13 protein-coding genes and 1 pseudogene are annotated in these 15,682 nt (G+C 36.7%); 5 read left to right on the forward strand and 9 right to left on the reverse strand.

Annotation, left to right across the window (positions count from 1 at the left end; translation table 11 throughout):
* Positions 1–11: 11 nt before the first annotated feature.
* The 3 genes from F4V44_RS23660 to F4V44_RS23670 form a co-directional block, all read right to left on the reverse strand.
* Positions 12–401, reverse strand: coding sequence for a cytidine deaminase (locus F4V44_RS23660; RefSeq protein WP_150442474.1), 390 nt, complete (start codon positions 399–401; stop codon positions 12–14).
* Between the two features lie 73 nt (positions 402–474).
* Entirely contained in the window at positions 475–1,149 is a 675-nt protein-coding gene (gene deoC, locus F4V44_RS23665; protein WP_150442475.1) for a deoxyribose-phosphate aldolase, read from the reverse strand.
* Positions 1,150–1,170: 21 nt separating this feature from the next.
* A complete protein-coding gene (locus tag F4V44_RS23670) occupies positions 1,171–2,472 on the reverse strand; it encodes a pyrimidine-nucleoside phosphorylase (RefSeq protein ID WP_150442476.1) in 1,302 nt (433 codons plus the stop codon).
* A gap of 328 nt (positions 2,473–2,800) precedes the next feature.
* Here F4V44_RS23670 and F4V44_RS23675 point away from each other — a divergent pair, with 328 nt between their 5' ends.
* Positions 2,801–3,565: a TrmB family transcriptional regulator gene (locus F4V44_RS23675; RefSeq protein ID WP_150442477.1), complete on the forward strand. Its 765-nt coding sequence runs from the start codon at positions 2,801–2,803 to the stop codon at positions 3,563–3,565.
* Between the two features lie 86 nt (positions 3,566–3,651).
* On the opposite strand, the gene deoD is transcribed toward F4V44_RS23675, so the two are convergent.
* The 3 genes from deoD to F4V44_RS23690 form a co-directional block, all read right to left on the reverse strand.
* Entirely contained in the window at positions 3,652–4,356 is a 705-nt protein-coding gene (gene deoD, locus F4V44_RS23680; protein WP_150442478.1) for a purine-nucleoside phosphorylase, read from the reverse strand.
* A 55-nt stretch (positions 4,357–4,411) separates the two neighbouring features.
* Positions 4,412–5,596, reverse strand: a complete 1,185-nt coding sequence (locus F4V44_RS23685; protein ID WP_150442542.1) for an MFS transporter — start codon at positions 5,594–5,596, stop codon at positions 4,412–4,414.
* A 203-nt stretch (positions 5,597–5,799) separates the two neighbouring features.
* Positions 5,800–6,702, reverse strand: coding sequence for a MerR family transcriptional regulator (locus F4V44_RS23690; RefSeq protein ID WP_150442479.1), 903 nt, complete (start codon positions 6,700–6,702; stop codon positions 5,800–5,802).
* A 252-nt stretch (positions 6,703–6,954) separates the two neighbouring features.
* On the opposite strand from F4V44_RS23690, the gene F4V44_RS23695 reads away from it, so the two are divergent.
* The 3 genes and pseudogenes from F4V44_RS23695 (at position 6,955) to F4V44_RS23705 (ending at position 9,350) form a co-directional block, all read left to right on the forward strand.
* The gene (locus F4V44_RS23695; RefSeq protein ID WP_150442480.1) at positions 6,955–8,022 is read left to right on the forward strand and encodes an ABC transporter permease; all 1,068 of its coding nucleotides are present in this window, start codon (positions 6,955–6,957) and stop codon (positions 8,020–8,022) included.
* Positions 8,023–8,025: 3 nt separating this feature from the next.
* Positions 8,026–8,739 carry an ABC transporter ATP-binding protein gene (locus tag F4V44_RS23700; protein ID WP_150442481.1) on the forward strand — a complete coding sequence of 238 codons (714 nt, stop codon included), beginning with the start codon at positions 8,026–8,028 and terminating at the stop codon, positions 8,737–8,739.
* Between the two features lie 257 nt (positions 8,740–8,996).
* A pseudogene (locus F4V44_RS23705) lies at positions 8,997–9,350 on the forward strand (staygreen family protein).
* Positions 9,351–9,546: 196 nt separating this feature from the next.
* Here F4V44_RS23705 and F4V44_RS23710 read toward each other — a convergent pair.
* The 3 genes from F4V44_RS23710 to F4V44_RS23720 all read right to left on the reverse strand — a co-directional run bounded on the left by F4V44_RS23710 (position 9,547) and on the right by F4V44_RS23720 (position 14,287).
* On the reverse strand, positions 9,547–10,896 hold the full coding sequence (locus F4V44_RS23710; protein ID WP_150442482.1) for an HD-GYP domain-containing protein: 1,350 nt from the start codon (positions 10,894–10,896) through the stop codon (positions 9,547–9,549).
* A gap of 484 nt (positions 10,897–11,380) precedes the next feature.
* Complete coding sequence (locus tag F4V44_RS23715; RefSeq protein ID WP_150442483.1) at positions 11,381–12,907, reverse strand: putative DNA binding domain-containing protein; 1,527 nt, start codon at positions 12,905–12,907, stop codon at positions 11,381–11,383.
* A gap of 495 nt (positions 12,908–13,402) precedes the next feature.
* Positions 13,403–14,287 carry a LysR family transcriptional regulator gene (locus tag F4V44_RS23720; protein WP_150442484.1) on the reverse strand — a complete coding sequence of 295 codons (885 nt, stop codon included), beginning with the start codon at positions 14,285–14,287 and terminating at the stop codon, positions 13,403–13,405.
* Positions 14,288–14,417: 130 nt separating this feature from the next.
* On the opposite strand from F4V44_RS23720, the gene F4V44_RS23725 reads away from it, so the two are divergent.
* The gene (locus tag F4V44_RS23725) at positions 14,418–15,608 is read left to right on the forward strand and encodes a coenzyme F420-0:L-glutamate ligase (RefSeq protein ID WP_150442485.1); all 1,191 of its coding nucleotides are present in this window, start codon (positions 14,418–14,420) and stop codon (positions 15,606–15,608) included.
* The last annotated feature ends 74 nt before the right edge of the window (positions 15,609–15,682 follow it).

Raw genomic sequence — 15,682 nt, forward strand, 5'->3', positions numbered from 1 at the left:
CACTTGTTTCGTTAATCTTTTAAAGAAAAAGCGCCAGGCAATAATTGATCAATCGTCGTTTCAGCTTTAGACCCGTTTAAATTAGCTAAAATAATCTTTGTATCCTTGTCACAAAACTCAGCCATCACCTGACGGCAAGCACCACAAGGAGCAATAGGACCTTCCGTATCACCTACTACTACAATCGCTTCAATTTCCTTTCTGCCTTCAGAAACCGCTTTAAAAATTGCCGTTCTTTCTGCACAGTTGGTTAACCCGTAAGAGGCATTTTCAATGTTGCATCCAAGGAAAACCTGGTTATCTTTTGTTAATAAAGCTGCACCAACCTGAAACTTTGAATAGGGAGCATAAGCCTTTTTTCGAGCCTCTATCGCCTGATCAAGTAATGTTTGAATATCCATTGTTTGGTCATCCTTCCTGTTCTAAATGATTTGAGTAGCAGGGCTGGCCATTAGACCAGCCATCTACTATTTTTTAATATGAAGAGGTTGATACTTCACCATTGACAATTTTTACACCTGAACTTGCCCCAATGCGATTAGCGCCGGCTTGGATGACTGCTTCTGCGTCTTCTACACTTCGAACGCCTCCTGAAGCTTTCACACCAATATCAGGACCAACCGTTTTTCTCATTAAAGCGACATCTGAGGCAGTCGCTCCGCCAGTGGAGAAGCCAGTAGATGTTTTAACAAAGTCCGCTCCAGCTTTAACTGCTAATTCACAAGCTTTAACTTTTTCTTCGTCTGTCAAAAGAGAGGTTTCAATGATCACTTTCGTCAATGCCTTCCCTTTCGCCGCATCAACTACTGCTTTAATATCTTCTTCAACAGCATCATAGTCTTGGTCCTTTAAGGCACCAATATTAATGACCATATCAACTTCTGTTGCACCATTTTCAATCGCATTCTTTGTTTCAAAGGCTTTTACCTCTGATGTTGTTGCCCCAAGCGGAAAGCCAATAACCGTGCAGACCTTCACTTGTGGTGTATCATGAAGAAATTCTGCTGCTGTTTTCACCCATGTTGGATTAACGCAAACAGAGGCAAATTGGTATTGTTTTGCTTCTTCAAGCAGCTTCATTACTTCATTCTTTGTTGCATCTGCCTTTAATAATGTATGATCAATCATTCCCGCTACATTTTTTGACATGTTTTCCCATCCCCTTTTTAATTATTGGATTTCTGTATAAATCAACGTAGGTTTTTCTACTTTTTCATCGACTATACGATAAGCAGAGTAAATTTTCTCCATTGCCTCTTGGACATTTTCCTGATTGCTATGAATAGTTACTAAAGCCTCTCCAGCTTGAACAGGATCGCCGACTTTTTTATGAAGCACGACACCTACTGCTAAATCGATAACAGATTCTTTCGTCGCTCGCCCCGCTCCTAGTACCATCGCAGCGACTCCGATTGTTTCAGCGCTAATTTCCGCCACATATCCAGACTGTTTAGCAGGAACAGCGATAGTATATGAAGCTGTTGGAAGCTTAGCAGGATCATCAACAACAGATGCATCTCCGCCTTGGGCAGCAAGGAAGGTTTTAAAGCTTTCCAATGCTTTTCCATTTTGAATGGATTCTTCCAACATTTCACGGGCTTGCTGGTAATCCGCTGCTTTTTCTGCCGATACGACCATATGACTGCCAAGTGTCAAACAAAGCTCATGTAAATCTTCAGGTCCTTGGCCATTCAAAGTATCAATCGCTTCTTTCACTTCAAGAGCATTTCCGACAGCAAATCCAAGTGGCTGGCTCATATCTGAAATGATTGCTTTTGTTTTACGGCCGACACCATTTCCAATGTCAACCATTGTCTTGGCCAATTCCTTTGCATCGTCAAGACTCTTCATGAACGCACCACTGCCTGTTTTAACATCAAGGACAATTGCATCAGCCCCTGCAGCAATTTTCTTACTCATAATTGAACTTGCAATAAGAGGAATAGAATCCACAGTTGCCGTAACATCTCTTAGTGCATACAATTTTTTATCGGCTGGAGTTAAGTTGCCGCTTTGACCAATGACAGCCACTTTATTCTTATTAACTAAATCAATAAATTCATCATTTGTAATTTCCACATGAAACCCTTTAATCGATTCCAATTTATCTATTGTACCGCCAGTATGTCCTAAGCCCCGGCCTGACATTTTAGCTACCGGTACTCCAACAGAGGCAACAAGAGGAGCCAATACAAGTGTAGTCGTATCACCGACTCCACCGGTGCTGTGCTTATCTACTTTTATTCCTTCAATTCCAGAAAGATCAATTTGATCACCAGATTGGACCATTGCTTCTGTTAAATAGACTCGTTCTTCCTTTGTCATTCCTTTGAAAAAAACTGCCATGGAAAAGGCCGACATTTGATAGTCTGGAATCTCTCCATTTGTAAAGCCATTTATTAAAAACTGAATTTCTTCTTTTGTTAATTCAAAGCCATCACGTTTCTTCTCAATCAAGTCAACCATTCTCATATGATTTCCTCCTAACAACTGTGGAAATATTCGATTTTTACCGGAATAAGTCCAGTATGCGAACGTTTTCATTTTCTATAAAAAATGTTAATTACTATCCTCTAGATTTAACAACCAGAAAAGATTTATGCATTAATTACATTGATTACTATAACAGTAGTAACCTGATTAGTAAATAGATTTTCACTCAAAAATACATGAATTCTTTGTGAATACTTTAAGTCGCTATAGAGGTGACACAAAGAGTGATTTTACAAAATATCCTTCTTCACCTATGATAGATTGTAAATCATTTAGTTAATTTGAAATTCTAAAAGAGGTTGGAGCTATGCTGCAGAAATTTGGGTTTTCGCAATATGAAAGTAAAGTATATGAGGTACTATCCTCAAGTCAGGAACCGCTTGATGCAACAATGATTGTGAAGCATTCCGGGGTACCAAAGGCAAAAGTATATGAAGTGATTTCAAGAATGATTGAAAAAGGAATGGTCTTAGATTCTGTTTCAGAGAAGAAGAAGCTTTATACGGCTTTACCCCTACAGCTAGTCATAGAGAAGCTGACAAAAGAGTTTCAATCTCATATCAAACACTTAGAAAACAATGCTTCTAAAAAAATCGTCATGGATGACCGTGTATGGAGTTTAAAAGTCGACTCTTCCATTCAGCTGCAATTTAAACAACTTTTACAAGAAGCACAGCATTCCATTCAAATATCCGTTTGGACAGACGAGCTTCCCGATTGTTTGCCATTATTAATTGAAAAAGAACAAGCTGGCGTAAAAGTAGAAGCACTTTTCGTTGGGGAGACGACAGAACAAATTCCCTTATCTACCTACTATAGTCTGTCACCCGTCGAGGAACATTCAAAATTAGAAAAAAACCGCCTCATCATTATCGATGAGGAGACGATTTTATTTGCTGGTGTAGAAAATGATGCATGGCAGGCCATGATTACAAAATCAAAACCATTCGTTAAGTTTTTCCTAGAGTTTTTCTATCATGATGTGGCACTAACGAAGATTACTAAAAAATATGAGGACCAACTAATGGCAGATGAAGAAATCAAACATCTATTGTTGCGTCTGCGTTATTAAAAACACGTGCACAGATGGTATTCTTGATGGGCAAGTTTTTCCTCTTATAATAGCAAAAAGGGCAGAGAATATCCCTGCCTTTTTTGCTATTTTATCAATGTTTCAAGCGCAATCACAACCATATCATCAAACGTTGTCTGACGTTCTTCAGCTGTCGTATCCTCACCGGTAAAGATATGATCACTGACCGTTAGAATGGATAATGCCTGTGCGCCGTATTTCGCAGCTAGTGTGTATAATGCCGTTGTCTCCATCTCTACTGCCAGCACACCATAATCGCCTAATTTTTTTACAAGATCCATGTTGTCACGGTAGAAAACATCCGCCGACAATACATTTCCTGCCTTGATACCAATTCCCCGCTCCGTTCCGATTTGAAAGGCAGTATGCAGCAAATTAAAGTTTGCACAAGGAGCATAATCAATCCCTGGAAACGTCAGACGATTGATATTTGAATCCGTCGAAGCTGTCATAGCAAGGACTACATCACGTACATGCATATCCTTTTGAATTGCACCGCAAGAACCCACGCGAATTAAATTTTTCACTCCATACTCACGAATCAGTTCATTCACATAGATAGAAATAGACGGAAGACCCATGCCTGTTCCTTGAACCGATACCCTTTTCCCTTTATATGTCCCGGTAAAGCCCAGCATTCCACGTACTTCATTGTAACAGGATACGTCCTCTAAAAATGTCTCAGCAATATACTTGGCGCGTAGAGGATCTCCAGGCAATAAAATACTTTCAGCAATTTCTCCCTGTTTAGCATTAATATGAACACTCATTTTATCAAGATTTATAAAAGAGATTCTCTTTTATAAACCTCGTTCACCTCCTTGTTTATAGTTCATGAATCTCTTTAGTTGATGTCTGTACCCGTGTTATCGAAAAAACAGCGCTAATTAACGCGAGAAGGACAAAAATCCCACCGATGGATGCATTATGAAGCACAGATTGCTGATTAATGACCAAACCACCAATAACAGATCCTGCCGCAATCCCTAAATGCATGGCTGAATTATTTAAACTTTGCTGTATCTCAGCAGTCTCCGGTGTTGTTTCAATTAAATAATTTTGCTGCGCTGGAGTAATGGCCCAGCTTAACATGCTCCATACCATCATCACAATTACAAATAGAATGGTTGAAAAAGTGACCTTCGGCAGGATAAATAAAACAAGACAAAAGACTGAAACTATCACCAATATGCTCTTTTGCGACCCCCATTTGTCTGCCATAAATCCGCCAAGCCCACCGCCAAAAACAGCTGCAATACCAAAAATGAAATAAAAAATACTTATCCATGTTGAATTTAAGTGTAAGGCTGTTTGCAAAAAAGGTGTGAGATAAGCATATAACGTTAAATGTCCTGTTAAAAACAGAAGAGATGTCAGCTGTGCAGACAAAATCTTCGGTTTCCTTAATGTCTCCAATTGCTGTCTTAAAGATATAACAGGTTTTGGTTCCATTTTTTTAAAAAACAACATAATTCCTATCATGGAAATGAGTGAAAGAATAGCAATAAACAAAAATGGCGAGCGCCAGCCGAAATGTTGTCCAATGACAAGGCCCAACGGCACTCCGATTACTAATGAGCCGCTAACCCCCATCATAATAATCCCAATGGCCCTTGCACGATATTCTTCCTTCACAATAGTAGATGAAATGGTTATAGATAAAACGACTAAAAGAGATCCGGTAGCCGCCGAGATTATTCTTGATATAAAAAGAACGAAGAAATTTGGACTGAAAAAAGCCAAAAGATTTCCACCAAAAAAGATTAATAAGGACCAGAGAAATAACTTTTTCCGTTCCACCTTGGCTGTTAATGTTAACAATACTGGAGAGGCAAGCGCAAAAACAAGAGAATAAATAGTAATCAGTTCCCCAGCTTTACTTACAGACACACCAAGGCCATCTGAAACAGTGTCTAGAATCCCACCAACTATTAATTCTGCCATCCCGACTACAAATGAAACAATAGATAATAGATAAACCTTATAATTCAAGCAGCCCACCCTTCCTATAAACATATTAATTATAGTTACTACCAATATAGTAACCTTTTATAGAGATTTATTGCAAGCTATATTTTCTGTTATTCCAGCTAATTCCCCAATCAAATACGAAAGCCCCCTCCACAATGAGAGGGGGTCATCTTTAGTACATATAGTTAGATGCTGCTGCTTTCCATACCTGGAGCATATTCTTTTTCTTATCAGGTACCGTTTTATTTTAAAATATCCTCAATAGAATTTGTCACAATAATGGCCCTAAGTTTATAGTCAGGAGAATAGGTAATTCCCCCTTGGCCTCCAAGATAGAAGGCCATATTAGCTTGCTTTTGTGCGAATTCATCTAATCTCTGCAGCAGTTCCGAATCGGTTTCAAAGGGTATAGTGGTGGTAGCAGATAACAAAACTATATCCGGCTTTAATCTGTCTGCTAATGATTCAATTGCCCCTGGAGCAGGAGAAGCCCCAATTAACTGGGTTTTCCACCCCTTCATCATGAACCGCAATAAGATTAAATGCAGCGGTACTTCATGATGTTCATATGGTAGACATGCACCAAGAACAAAGGGGGCATTTTCCCGATAAGGATAGTTTCGCCGGATTTGAACCAAGAAGTCCCTTACAACCAAGCTCGAAACCGACTCCTGGTATTCATCCCACTCACGGTTTTCCCACCTTTTTCCCACCTCTTTTAAGAAAGGGACCACGATATTAGTCAGAAAACTCTCTAGACCTAGTTGATGATGCGCTTGTTGTAAAGTTAAATTTAATTCTATCTCATCACAGCGGCTGCCTTTTTCAAGGAGCATGAAGATATACTCATTCCACTGCTCATTGTAGGGTAATTTCTCCATTTGTACCGGTATTTCAATGTCTTCATCTATCTCCTTTGCAAGAAGAGCCGCTTGTTTCAGTGAATGCCCTTGCTCCGAAAGTAATTTGATTTGCAGAAGCTTTTTGACATCCTGTTGACTATATATTCGATAACCATTATCCAGCCGCTTTGGTTGAACAAAGCCATATCGTTCTTCCCACTTTCTAATTACTTGTTTTGATAATCCAGTGATATCTGCAACTTGTTGAATCGTAAATAATCCATTGTCGTCGGATTCAATCATCGATTTCATCTCCTTAATCCCTTGTCCAACCTTTGTAATCCCTTTAGTATAACGAACCCTCCTTACTTGTACAACATTCCTCTTGCAAACATTGTACAAATAAATTCTTTTATAGTAAAATGCCCTTATTTTTTGTATAAAGTTTATCATATAATGATTATACAAACCATTGACAAAAAATCCATTAGCGCTCATAATCAACTATAAGTTCAATATTTAAAATTAGGAGAGATTAGGAAAAGGAGTGATATTTTGTTTTTAGCATGGCAGGAAATTAAAAAGAATAAACTTCGCTTCACCTTGATTGCAGGAATTTTAATGCTAGTTTCCTATCTGGTATTTTTTCTCTCAGGACTTGCAACTGGTCTTGCTAATCTGAATAGGGAGGCAGTTGATAAGTGGGAGGCATCAGCCATTATCCTCACAGAGGAATCAGATAAAAGTTTGTATCAATCTTTCATGTCAAGCGAGCAGCTAAAAGACATTAAAGCAAATGAAACAGCTGTAATTGGTCAACTGAGTGCCATTGCCAGCAACGGAGATAACAAGCAAAATATATCTCTCTTTGGTATTAACAAAGACGAATTTCTTGTACCGAATGTGATAGAAGGAAGGACCTTTGAAAAGGCAAATGAAGTGATTGCCAGCGATTCACTTAAAGAGGACGGTTTCGATTTAGGCGACAGATTATCCTTGTCCTCCAGTGATCAGCAACTAACGATTGTTGGATTTACAGACAAAGCTCGATTTAATGCTGCACCCGTTCTATATACCAGCCTTGAAACCTTCCAGCAAGTTAAATTTGGTGAAGCAGCAGATCAGAAAAAGGATCAGATAAACGGAATTGTTGTTCAAGATGACACGATTTCAAACCTTACTCAAAATGATGAGCTTGACACCATTGAAATTGAATCATTTATCCAAAGCTTACCTGGCTATACTGAACAGAAACTCACTCTAAATTTCATGATTTACTTCCTTTTTGCTATTTCATCCATTATTGTAGCCATTTTCTTATATGTGTTAACTGTTCAGAAGATAAGCATGTTCGGGGTCATGAAGGCACAAGGTATTTCCAGCACTTATTTATCTTGGTCTGTTGTGGCGCAAACCTTTATTTTAGCATTCATCGGGACAGCCATTGGATTGGCCTTAACACTCATATCAGGAGCTTTTCTACCAGCAGCGGTTCCTGTTTCATTTGACCTAGCCTTAATGATATTCTACGGGTTTATTTTGATGGTTGTTGCCATTGCTGGTGCCGTATTTTCAGTCTTAACCATTGTTCGCATTGATCCATTGAAAGCGATAGGAGAATAAAACATGGCAGTATTAGAGTTACATCAGGTAATGAAAAGCTTTGGAAGCGGTCATAAGAAAGTGGAAGCCTTAAAGGAAACAGATTTCCTTGCCAATCGAGGTGAGTTAATCGCAATCATTGGTCCATCGGGGTCGGGAAAAAGCACCTTTCTCACGATTGTAGGAGGATTATTAACACCAACCTCAGGTGATGTCATAATTAATGGGCACAACTTAACTGTCTTAAGCGAAAAAGCACGATCACAAATTCGACTCAAGGAAATTGGCTTTGTCTTACAGGCATCAAACCTAGTCCCCTTCTTATCCGTGGCCAATCAATTAAAGCTATTGGACAAAGTAAAAAAAGGGAATATGTCAAAAAGCGAGAGAAATCAATTATACGAAGACTTGGGTATTGCTGACTTACTCATGAAATATCCATCTGACTTATCCGGCGGGGAACGCCAGCGTGTAGCTATCGCCAAGGCTCTATATAGCAATCCTTCAATTATCTTGGCTGATGAGCCTACAGCCTCTCTAGATTCAGACCGTGCCTATGAAGTGATGGATCTATTAAAAAAGGTAACCAAACAGAAACAAACAACAACCATTGTAGTGACTCATGATATTCGGCTTATTGGCTATTGCGACAAAGTATATAAAATGACAGATGGCGTTCTTTCAGAAACCCTAAAGGAACAGTCCGATGTACTGCAGGTCGCAGGAGAAAGTCGATAAGATTATCTCAAAGAGAATAACGGAAAAGATTAAGTTTACCCAGACTTACAAAAACCACTGTTCCTCATTCTTTTCTAATCTTCTGCTTCAAAACGAAAGGCAGCTCCTTCTAAACATGGAGCTGCCTAATTATTTTTCCAAACCATTAACTTAAATATCCAATAGAATCAGGAACCGGTCTCCTGAATAATGAATACTGAATGAAAATTAACATAATAATTTAAAAAATAATTGGAGTTGATTGCTTAAGCACATTCATTCCTGAAAATCTATCTGTGGAATATATGGATGGTGTTTCTGCTGCGAATCCCATTATTCCAAGGCTTTACACACTAACACATTCTGTTTTAACTGGTGAGCTATTTTTAACAATTGGAATTCATTATGCATGGGATAAAATTAATCATATGAGAGATGAGGTATTAGCTGAATGAAGAACTAATGGATTTTCCTTATATTATTGTGTTTATTTATATATAGATTAAGGACAATATAACCAAGATGTATTCGCAAAACACTATGAAATATTTAGACGTGAATTACCGCTTGCATTAACAGCTATTCGATATGGAGATAAGTTTTTATTCGACGCATACCCCCATCTAGATTAAGCTTCAATAATAATTACCTTTATGTCTGCCTATTCCTAGTTTGCTAGACAAGAAAATTGGGGAACTTTCTACAAGTATTTCATATAATAATAATCTGCAATATATCGCCTATGGTGAATGTAATCATGTATTTTATTTATCATTAATATCTTAATAGACGCATAACACAAGCACCATAGGCCATTTACAAAAAATATTATACGAGCGTTAACGAGATAATTTCTTTTATTTTCAAGAGAGCATCATGCTCTTCTCCAATCGAAAGCTGGCCATCAATCCGTTTGGTCTCTACCTCTTTAATTAGACGGATAATCACGTCAATAAAAATGTTATTTGACGCCATTCCCTCTGTAACCATAGGAAAGTAATTCATCGCCTCTTCCAAATCCCCATTAATAAATTCATTAAAGAAATAATTCCAATATATTTCCTTTTTATTGATTTCACTATCTGGTTTTACATCGACTATATTCTCCCATTCAATAAAACGAACAATTGTAATAGAAAAATTTAATGGCAATTCATAGACTTTGGCTGTATCAAGTTCCTCTAGAATTGGAAAATAAGGTTGATTCTCATTTACTGACTTTATTCTTGCTCTTTTTCCATTTGATAGTTTGACAATACAGTCCTTTGGATAAATCTTAATTAATTCCATTAAGCTAATCACATATTTAATATCATACTTATTTTCTTTGCTTAACAATAGCTCAATAGCTTTGATAGAGGAAAACGGATTTTTCCTGTATGGTCGCTGCAAAGTAAGTGCAGAGTATGTATCGACAACTGCTAATAACCTTATTTCCTCTGAGAGAAATTCACTTGTCAGCCCTTCAGGATATCCTGATCCATCTAAGCGTTCATGATGGGACTTTATTAGATCCCTATAGATGAGTGGAAGGTCATTCTCTATCAATACATTTATCCCATATACGGTATGTTTCTGCATTTCCTCATATTCTGTCTTTGAAAGAGTATCATCTTTTTGTAATAGTTTCCTATTAATTTTTAATTTACCTATGTCATAAATAAGACACCCTATCGCAAAAGAACGAATATCCTTTATACCTGACTCTCTCGCTAATAAGGAACCTAATAGAAATACATCAAAAGAGTGGAAATAACTATAAGGGTCCTGTTTTTTTAATGAGAATAAGAGTGTGGAAATCCGGCTGTCTAATAATGAAGATATAAATAGATTTTCAAGCCATGAAAGCTCTACATCACTGTTAAGGACTAATCCATACCTAGCCTCACTCACTACATATTGCAGGCTTTCATAAAATAACACTTTAATATCAAATAATTCTTTTGAATAAAAGATCTTTTCCTTTTGTTTAACTAGATTTTCTATCTTATTTTTTTTAGGGGGAAACTGTTTTTTAGGCTGCAGTTTTGTAACTCCCCAATTCTCTAAATTTTTTAACAACTCATTATTTACAACCGTACCAGCTTTTACTAGAAGGGTCTTATTAAAATAAATATCGCTAGCAATTACTTCCCCTTTTTTTAGATGGCTAATAAAGCTTAAATCCTCCTGTACCATAAGCCTCTCCTTTCGTGTACGGATTACCGAAAATTAGTTTAGTATATAAATAGGATAATTTAACTATATTATATAACATACTCCATGATTTTTTTGTTACATTCTGTATACTGATATAAATTAGCGAACTGCTGCATTTTCTATCCTTTTGTTTAAATAGCAGCAATTTTCTTCTCACTACTGCTTGTTTCACGTGGAACAAATTTTCAGAGGGGGGCCAGGTACTTTTTCTGTTATGTTCACAACATCGGTTGTATCCTTAACAACAATACTATTCTCTGTTTTATTTGTTTAATAAACTTACTATTGTTCATTTAGGCATGCCATTATGCACTCAATAGCAAATGATATTAAAGGAGTTGTAACAAAAACTATTACTATATTAGAGAAACTATTTTCTTTACCATAAGTAAACAGTAAATGGATGCTGCTATTTGTTCCTCTTCACACAAAAAATGATACAGAGCTACTTTTCTCTGTATCATTACTTTTCCTGCTTCTCTACAATGATATAGGCTTGCTTCGGATGATTTACTTGATCCGGATATTTCAGTCTCAATTCTCCTTTATCTACTAACTTAGCTAAATAATTATTCCGTAGTCCATCAGGTGTCCGCTCCAGTAAGACAGCTAATTCTCTTAACATGAGAGGTCTCTGGGCACAAAGTCTCACGATGATATCCTCCATGACATTCAAAGATAAACGTTTTTTTCTTCTAGCTAACTCTGATATTTCCCATATTTTTCTCTCTACTTCTTCTGGTGAAGCTTGATTCATTTCCTCAACTTTATCTCCATTTGTCGAAAGTCTCTCTGTTAGATCTTCTTTTTCATCTACTATAATCAGTTCATCGTTATTATAGGAGTTCAAATTTTCGACAGCAGCTGCTACTTCGTTATTGTCGGAGTCTACATCGTTATTATAGGAGTTCAGTGTGTTATTATAGGAGCTATCCTCGTTATTCACGGAGTTAAGATCGTTATTATAGGAGTAAACGTCCTTATTATAGGAGTTATTTTCGCTATTTATGGAGTCGGACCCGTTATTATAGGAGTTATCCTCGTTATTCACGGAGTTCGAATCGTTATTATAGGAGCTCTCTATTCCGTTAAAATCCGACATAAACAACTCTTCTTCTTCGGGAAATAATAAAGGATCGTTTTCTGCTGTATTCTCTGAACTTTCTTCCGTTACACTATCTTTTATATGCAATGTAAGAATCGTACGCTTTGACTCTTCATCTTGAACCAAATCAAAAGCATCTTCATCATAGCCTGTCCATATAGTTTTAATCTGTTTCAGCCCAGAACCGGTTCTTTTACAAAGGCCAATTAAAATGAACATTTTAAATAAGTTAGGATTACGCAGATTACTTATATTGCCTTCTAGTGCTTGTTCTACTGGTATCCGAAAAAGGCCAGGGTTAGAAAAACGTAATAGACCTCTTTCTTTCTCAATCACAATACCTCCTTCACCGTAATAATCAGCATGAACCAATGCATTTATTAATGATTCATGAAGGCAATATATAGATGCATTTTGGGCATTCGGAGCAAAACGGTCATTAAACGGTAAGGATTGGAGATCGTCTATTAAATCGTCACTTGTTTTAAGATAGAAATCAAATACATTACCTGACCAAGTACCATCCTGTGAAGTAAATCGTTTCGACCAGTCTTCATCCAGCTTCTCTTCCAGGCTTTCCCGATATTCAAGGAAATATTGCGGTAATACTTCAGTAATGATCCTTTCCTCGCTGAACATCAATAAACCAGCAAGAGTCAAGCCTTCTTCATTTGTATTTCTTACCTTTCCCCAGGCGCCAATCTTGTATAAAAACTCCTTAATTTCTAGTCCGCTCCAAGGATGATTAGGTTTCATATTTGAAAACTTTTCCTGATACCTTTTAACCGATTCGAAATTTAGCTCGTTTATTCCATAATGCTCTAGGATTAAATTGTCTTTGGGAACGGATGAATAATCAGGCGAATGATGTACATTGATATTCATTTCACACTCTCCCTTGCACTTCATTTATTTTTTAGCTGTTTTTATTTTATCATCTTTTATCCCATCCTTCTCTTTTATATAGTGGTATGTAAAATTTGCCTTTACTGACTTAGTAAGATAAGTATTAAAAACAAGAGAATCAATTATATCGATATATTAACTGTTATAATAAAAAAGAGCGAAAATTCATCCGTTGTTGCATTACTTTTCAGTCATAATTCTAGAGTGCCCTGTATTTCCGCTTTAAAATAAAAGTAGAATGAATTGTATTTACTTATAAACGGTAGGGAACACATTTGACTTTTTGAGAGCCTAAAGTGGTTTCGCGACCATCTGCAAAAACCGAGGAATTTTTTATTCCTCGGTTTTTTAACTCTCTTTAAGACTCCAATCGTCATTATTTATAATCTGATTCAATGTCATTAATTTTAGATATAAAACTGTATCTATTTATGATAAGGTCACCGTACTGCATGAAAATATAGTGTTACAACTTCAGACCTTATGAATACTTTCTACAAACCTTTTCGCAGCACGTGATAGCGAAACACCTTTTAAATAACAAATGCCGATGCTCCTTTTTGGTATTTCCTCTTCTAACAATATCTCGTATAAATCTCCTCTTGCTATGTAATCCTTTGAAAACTCTTTTATAATGCAGGAAATACCTAAATTTATTCTTGTAAATTCTATTAATAAATCATAGGATCCAAGTTCAAATACAGGTGAAACTTGAAATCCCTTCTTTTTCAAAAAGTTTTCTACAAAAATTCTCGAATTTGACTTTTTTTCCAAGAATATTAACGGCATTTTCATTAAATACTCAAAACTAATCGGATTCTCAGTCATTCTTTTATATTTTTCTCCACAAACAAAAATATCCTGAATCTCCTTACATGGTATAGCTTGGATTTGCTCGTCTTGTATAGGTAAGTTACATATCCCTAAGTCAGCCTTTCCTGATTTAATAAATGCACAAATTTCTGTTGTTGTTCCATTCAATATCGTTAATTTAATTCCTGGGTATTTGAAGTGAAATTCCTCCAAATAGGGCAATAGAAAATAATGAGAAATTGTATCTCCAACCCCGATTCGTAATTCTCCAATCTTTAATTGCTTAAATTCTAATAATTTATCTTCCGCCACATCAATAATTCCTAAGGCTGAGTTCACGTGTTCATATAACAAATTTCCTTCATTTGTTAGTTGCACGCCCTTTGCTGTTCGATAGAAAAGCTGTATATCTAATTCATTCTCCAGCTTTGAAATGGATTGACTGACAGCAGATTGTGTCATATATAGTTCCTGTGCTGCCTTTGAAAAACTTTTATTCCGGCTAACAACATTAAAAATACGATATAAATCTAATTTCCCAACCATATAAGCCCTCCTTATATGGGATATTATAAACATTAATTTTACTAATATCATCTAATAAGGGTATAGTAGTATAGGGTAAAAAATGTACTTTATTTAACGAAATAAGACTCATATTTGAGGAGAGATTATATTGGAAAGAGTAGTTGGAACAGTCGTACGCGGACTTCGCGGACCAATCATTAATCAAGGCGATAACATTGAAGAAATTGTCGTAAATACTGTATTAAATACAGCAAAGATAGAAGGCTTCTCTATTGAAAATCGTGACATCGTCACTATCACGGAATCGGTTGTAGCGCGCGCTCAAGGGAACTATGCAACAATTGACCATATTGCAACAGATATTAATCGTAAATTTGGTGAAGAAACCGTTGGTGTAACTTTTCCAATCCTAAGCCGCAATCGCTTTGCGAACTGCTTGAAAGGGATTGCAAAGGGAACAAAGGATGTAGTCTTAATGTTAAGCTACCCATCTGATGAAGTGGGAAACCACCTTGTAGATATTGACGATCTGGACATAAAAGGAATTAATCCTTGGACAGACGTACTATCCGAAGCTGATTTCCGCAAGCATTTTGGTTATAACAAACATCGATTTACAGGTGTTGACTATATTGATTATTATAAAAGTCTAATCGAAGCCGAAGGGGCAAATTGTGAAGTAGTCTTCTCAAACAATCCAAAAACGATTTTAGACTTTACAAAGAATGTGTTAACTTGTGATATTCATTCACGTTTTAGAACAAAGCGTATTTTAGAAAATCATGGGGCTAAAAATGTATATGGCCTTGATGATATTCTAAGGGAATCAATCAATGGCAGTGGATTTAACGAGGCTTATGGCTTGCTGGGATCCAATAAAGCAACGGAAGACAGCGTAAAGCTCTTCCCAAATAACTGTCAGCCAATTGTTGATAATATTCAAACCAAACTTAAAGAAGTAACAGGTAAAACAGTCGAAGTAATGGTTTACGGCGATGGTGCCTTCAAAGATCCAGTAGGAAAGATTTGGGAGTTGGCAGATCCAGTTGTATCACCCGCTTATACAGCAGGACTTGACGGCACACCAAATGAAGTGAAATTGAAATATTTAGCAGATAATAACTTCTCACACCTGCGTGGAAATGAGTTAAAACAAGCCATTTCTGAATATATCCAGAATAAAAATGAAGACCTTGTCGGTGCAATGGAAGCACAAGGGACTACACCACGCAGATTAACGGACTTAATTGGATCATTGTCTGATTTAACCTCCGGCAGCGGTGACAAAGGAACGCCAATGATTTATATTCAAGGTTACTTCGATAACTATACAAAATAAGCACATGGGAAAGGATGTCTTTTAAAATAAGGCATCCTTTTTTTATCATTCATCAACCTCATTTATTTACAGCA

It is taken from the genome of Niallia endozanthoxylica (assembly GCF_008710145.1).
In the GTDB taxonomy this organism is placed as follows: Bacteria; Bacillota; Bacilli; order Bacillales; family Cytobacillaceae; genus Bacillus_BD; species Bacillus_BD endozanthoxylica.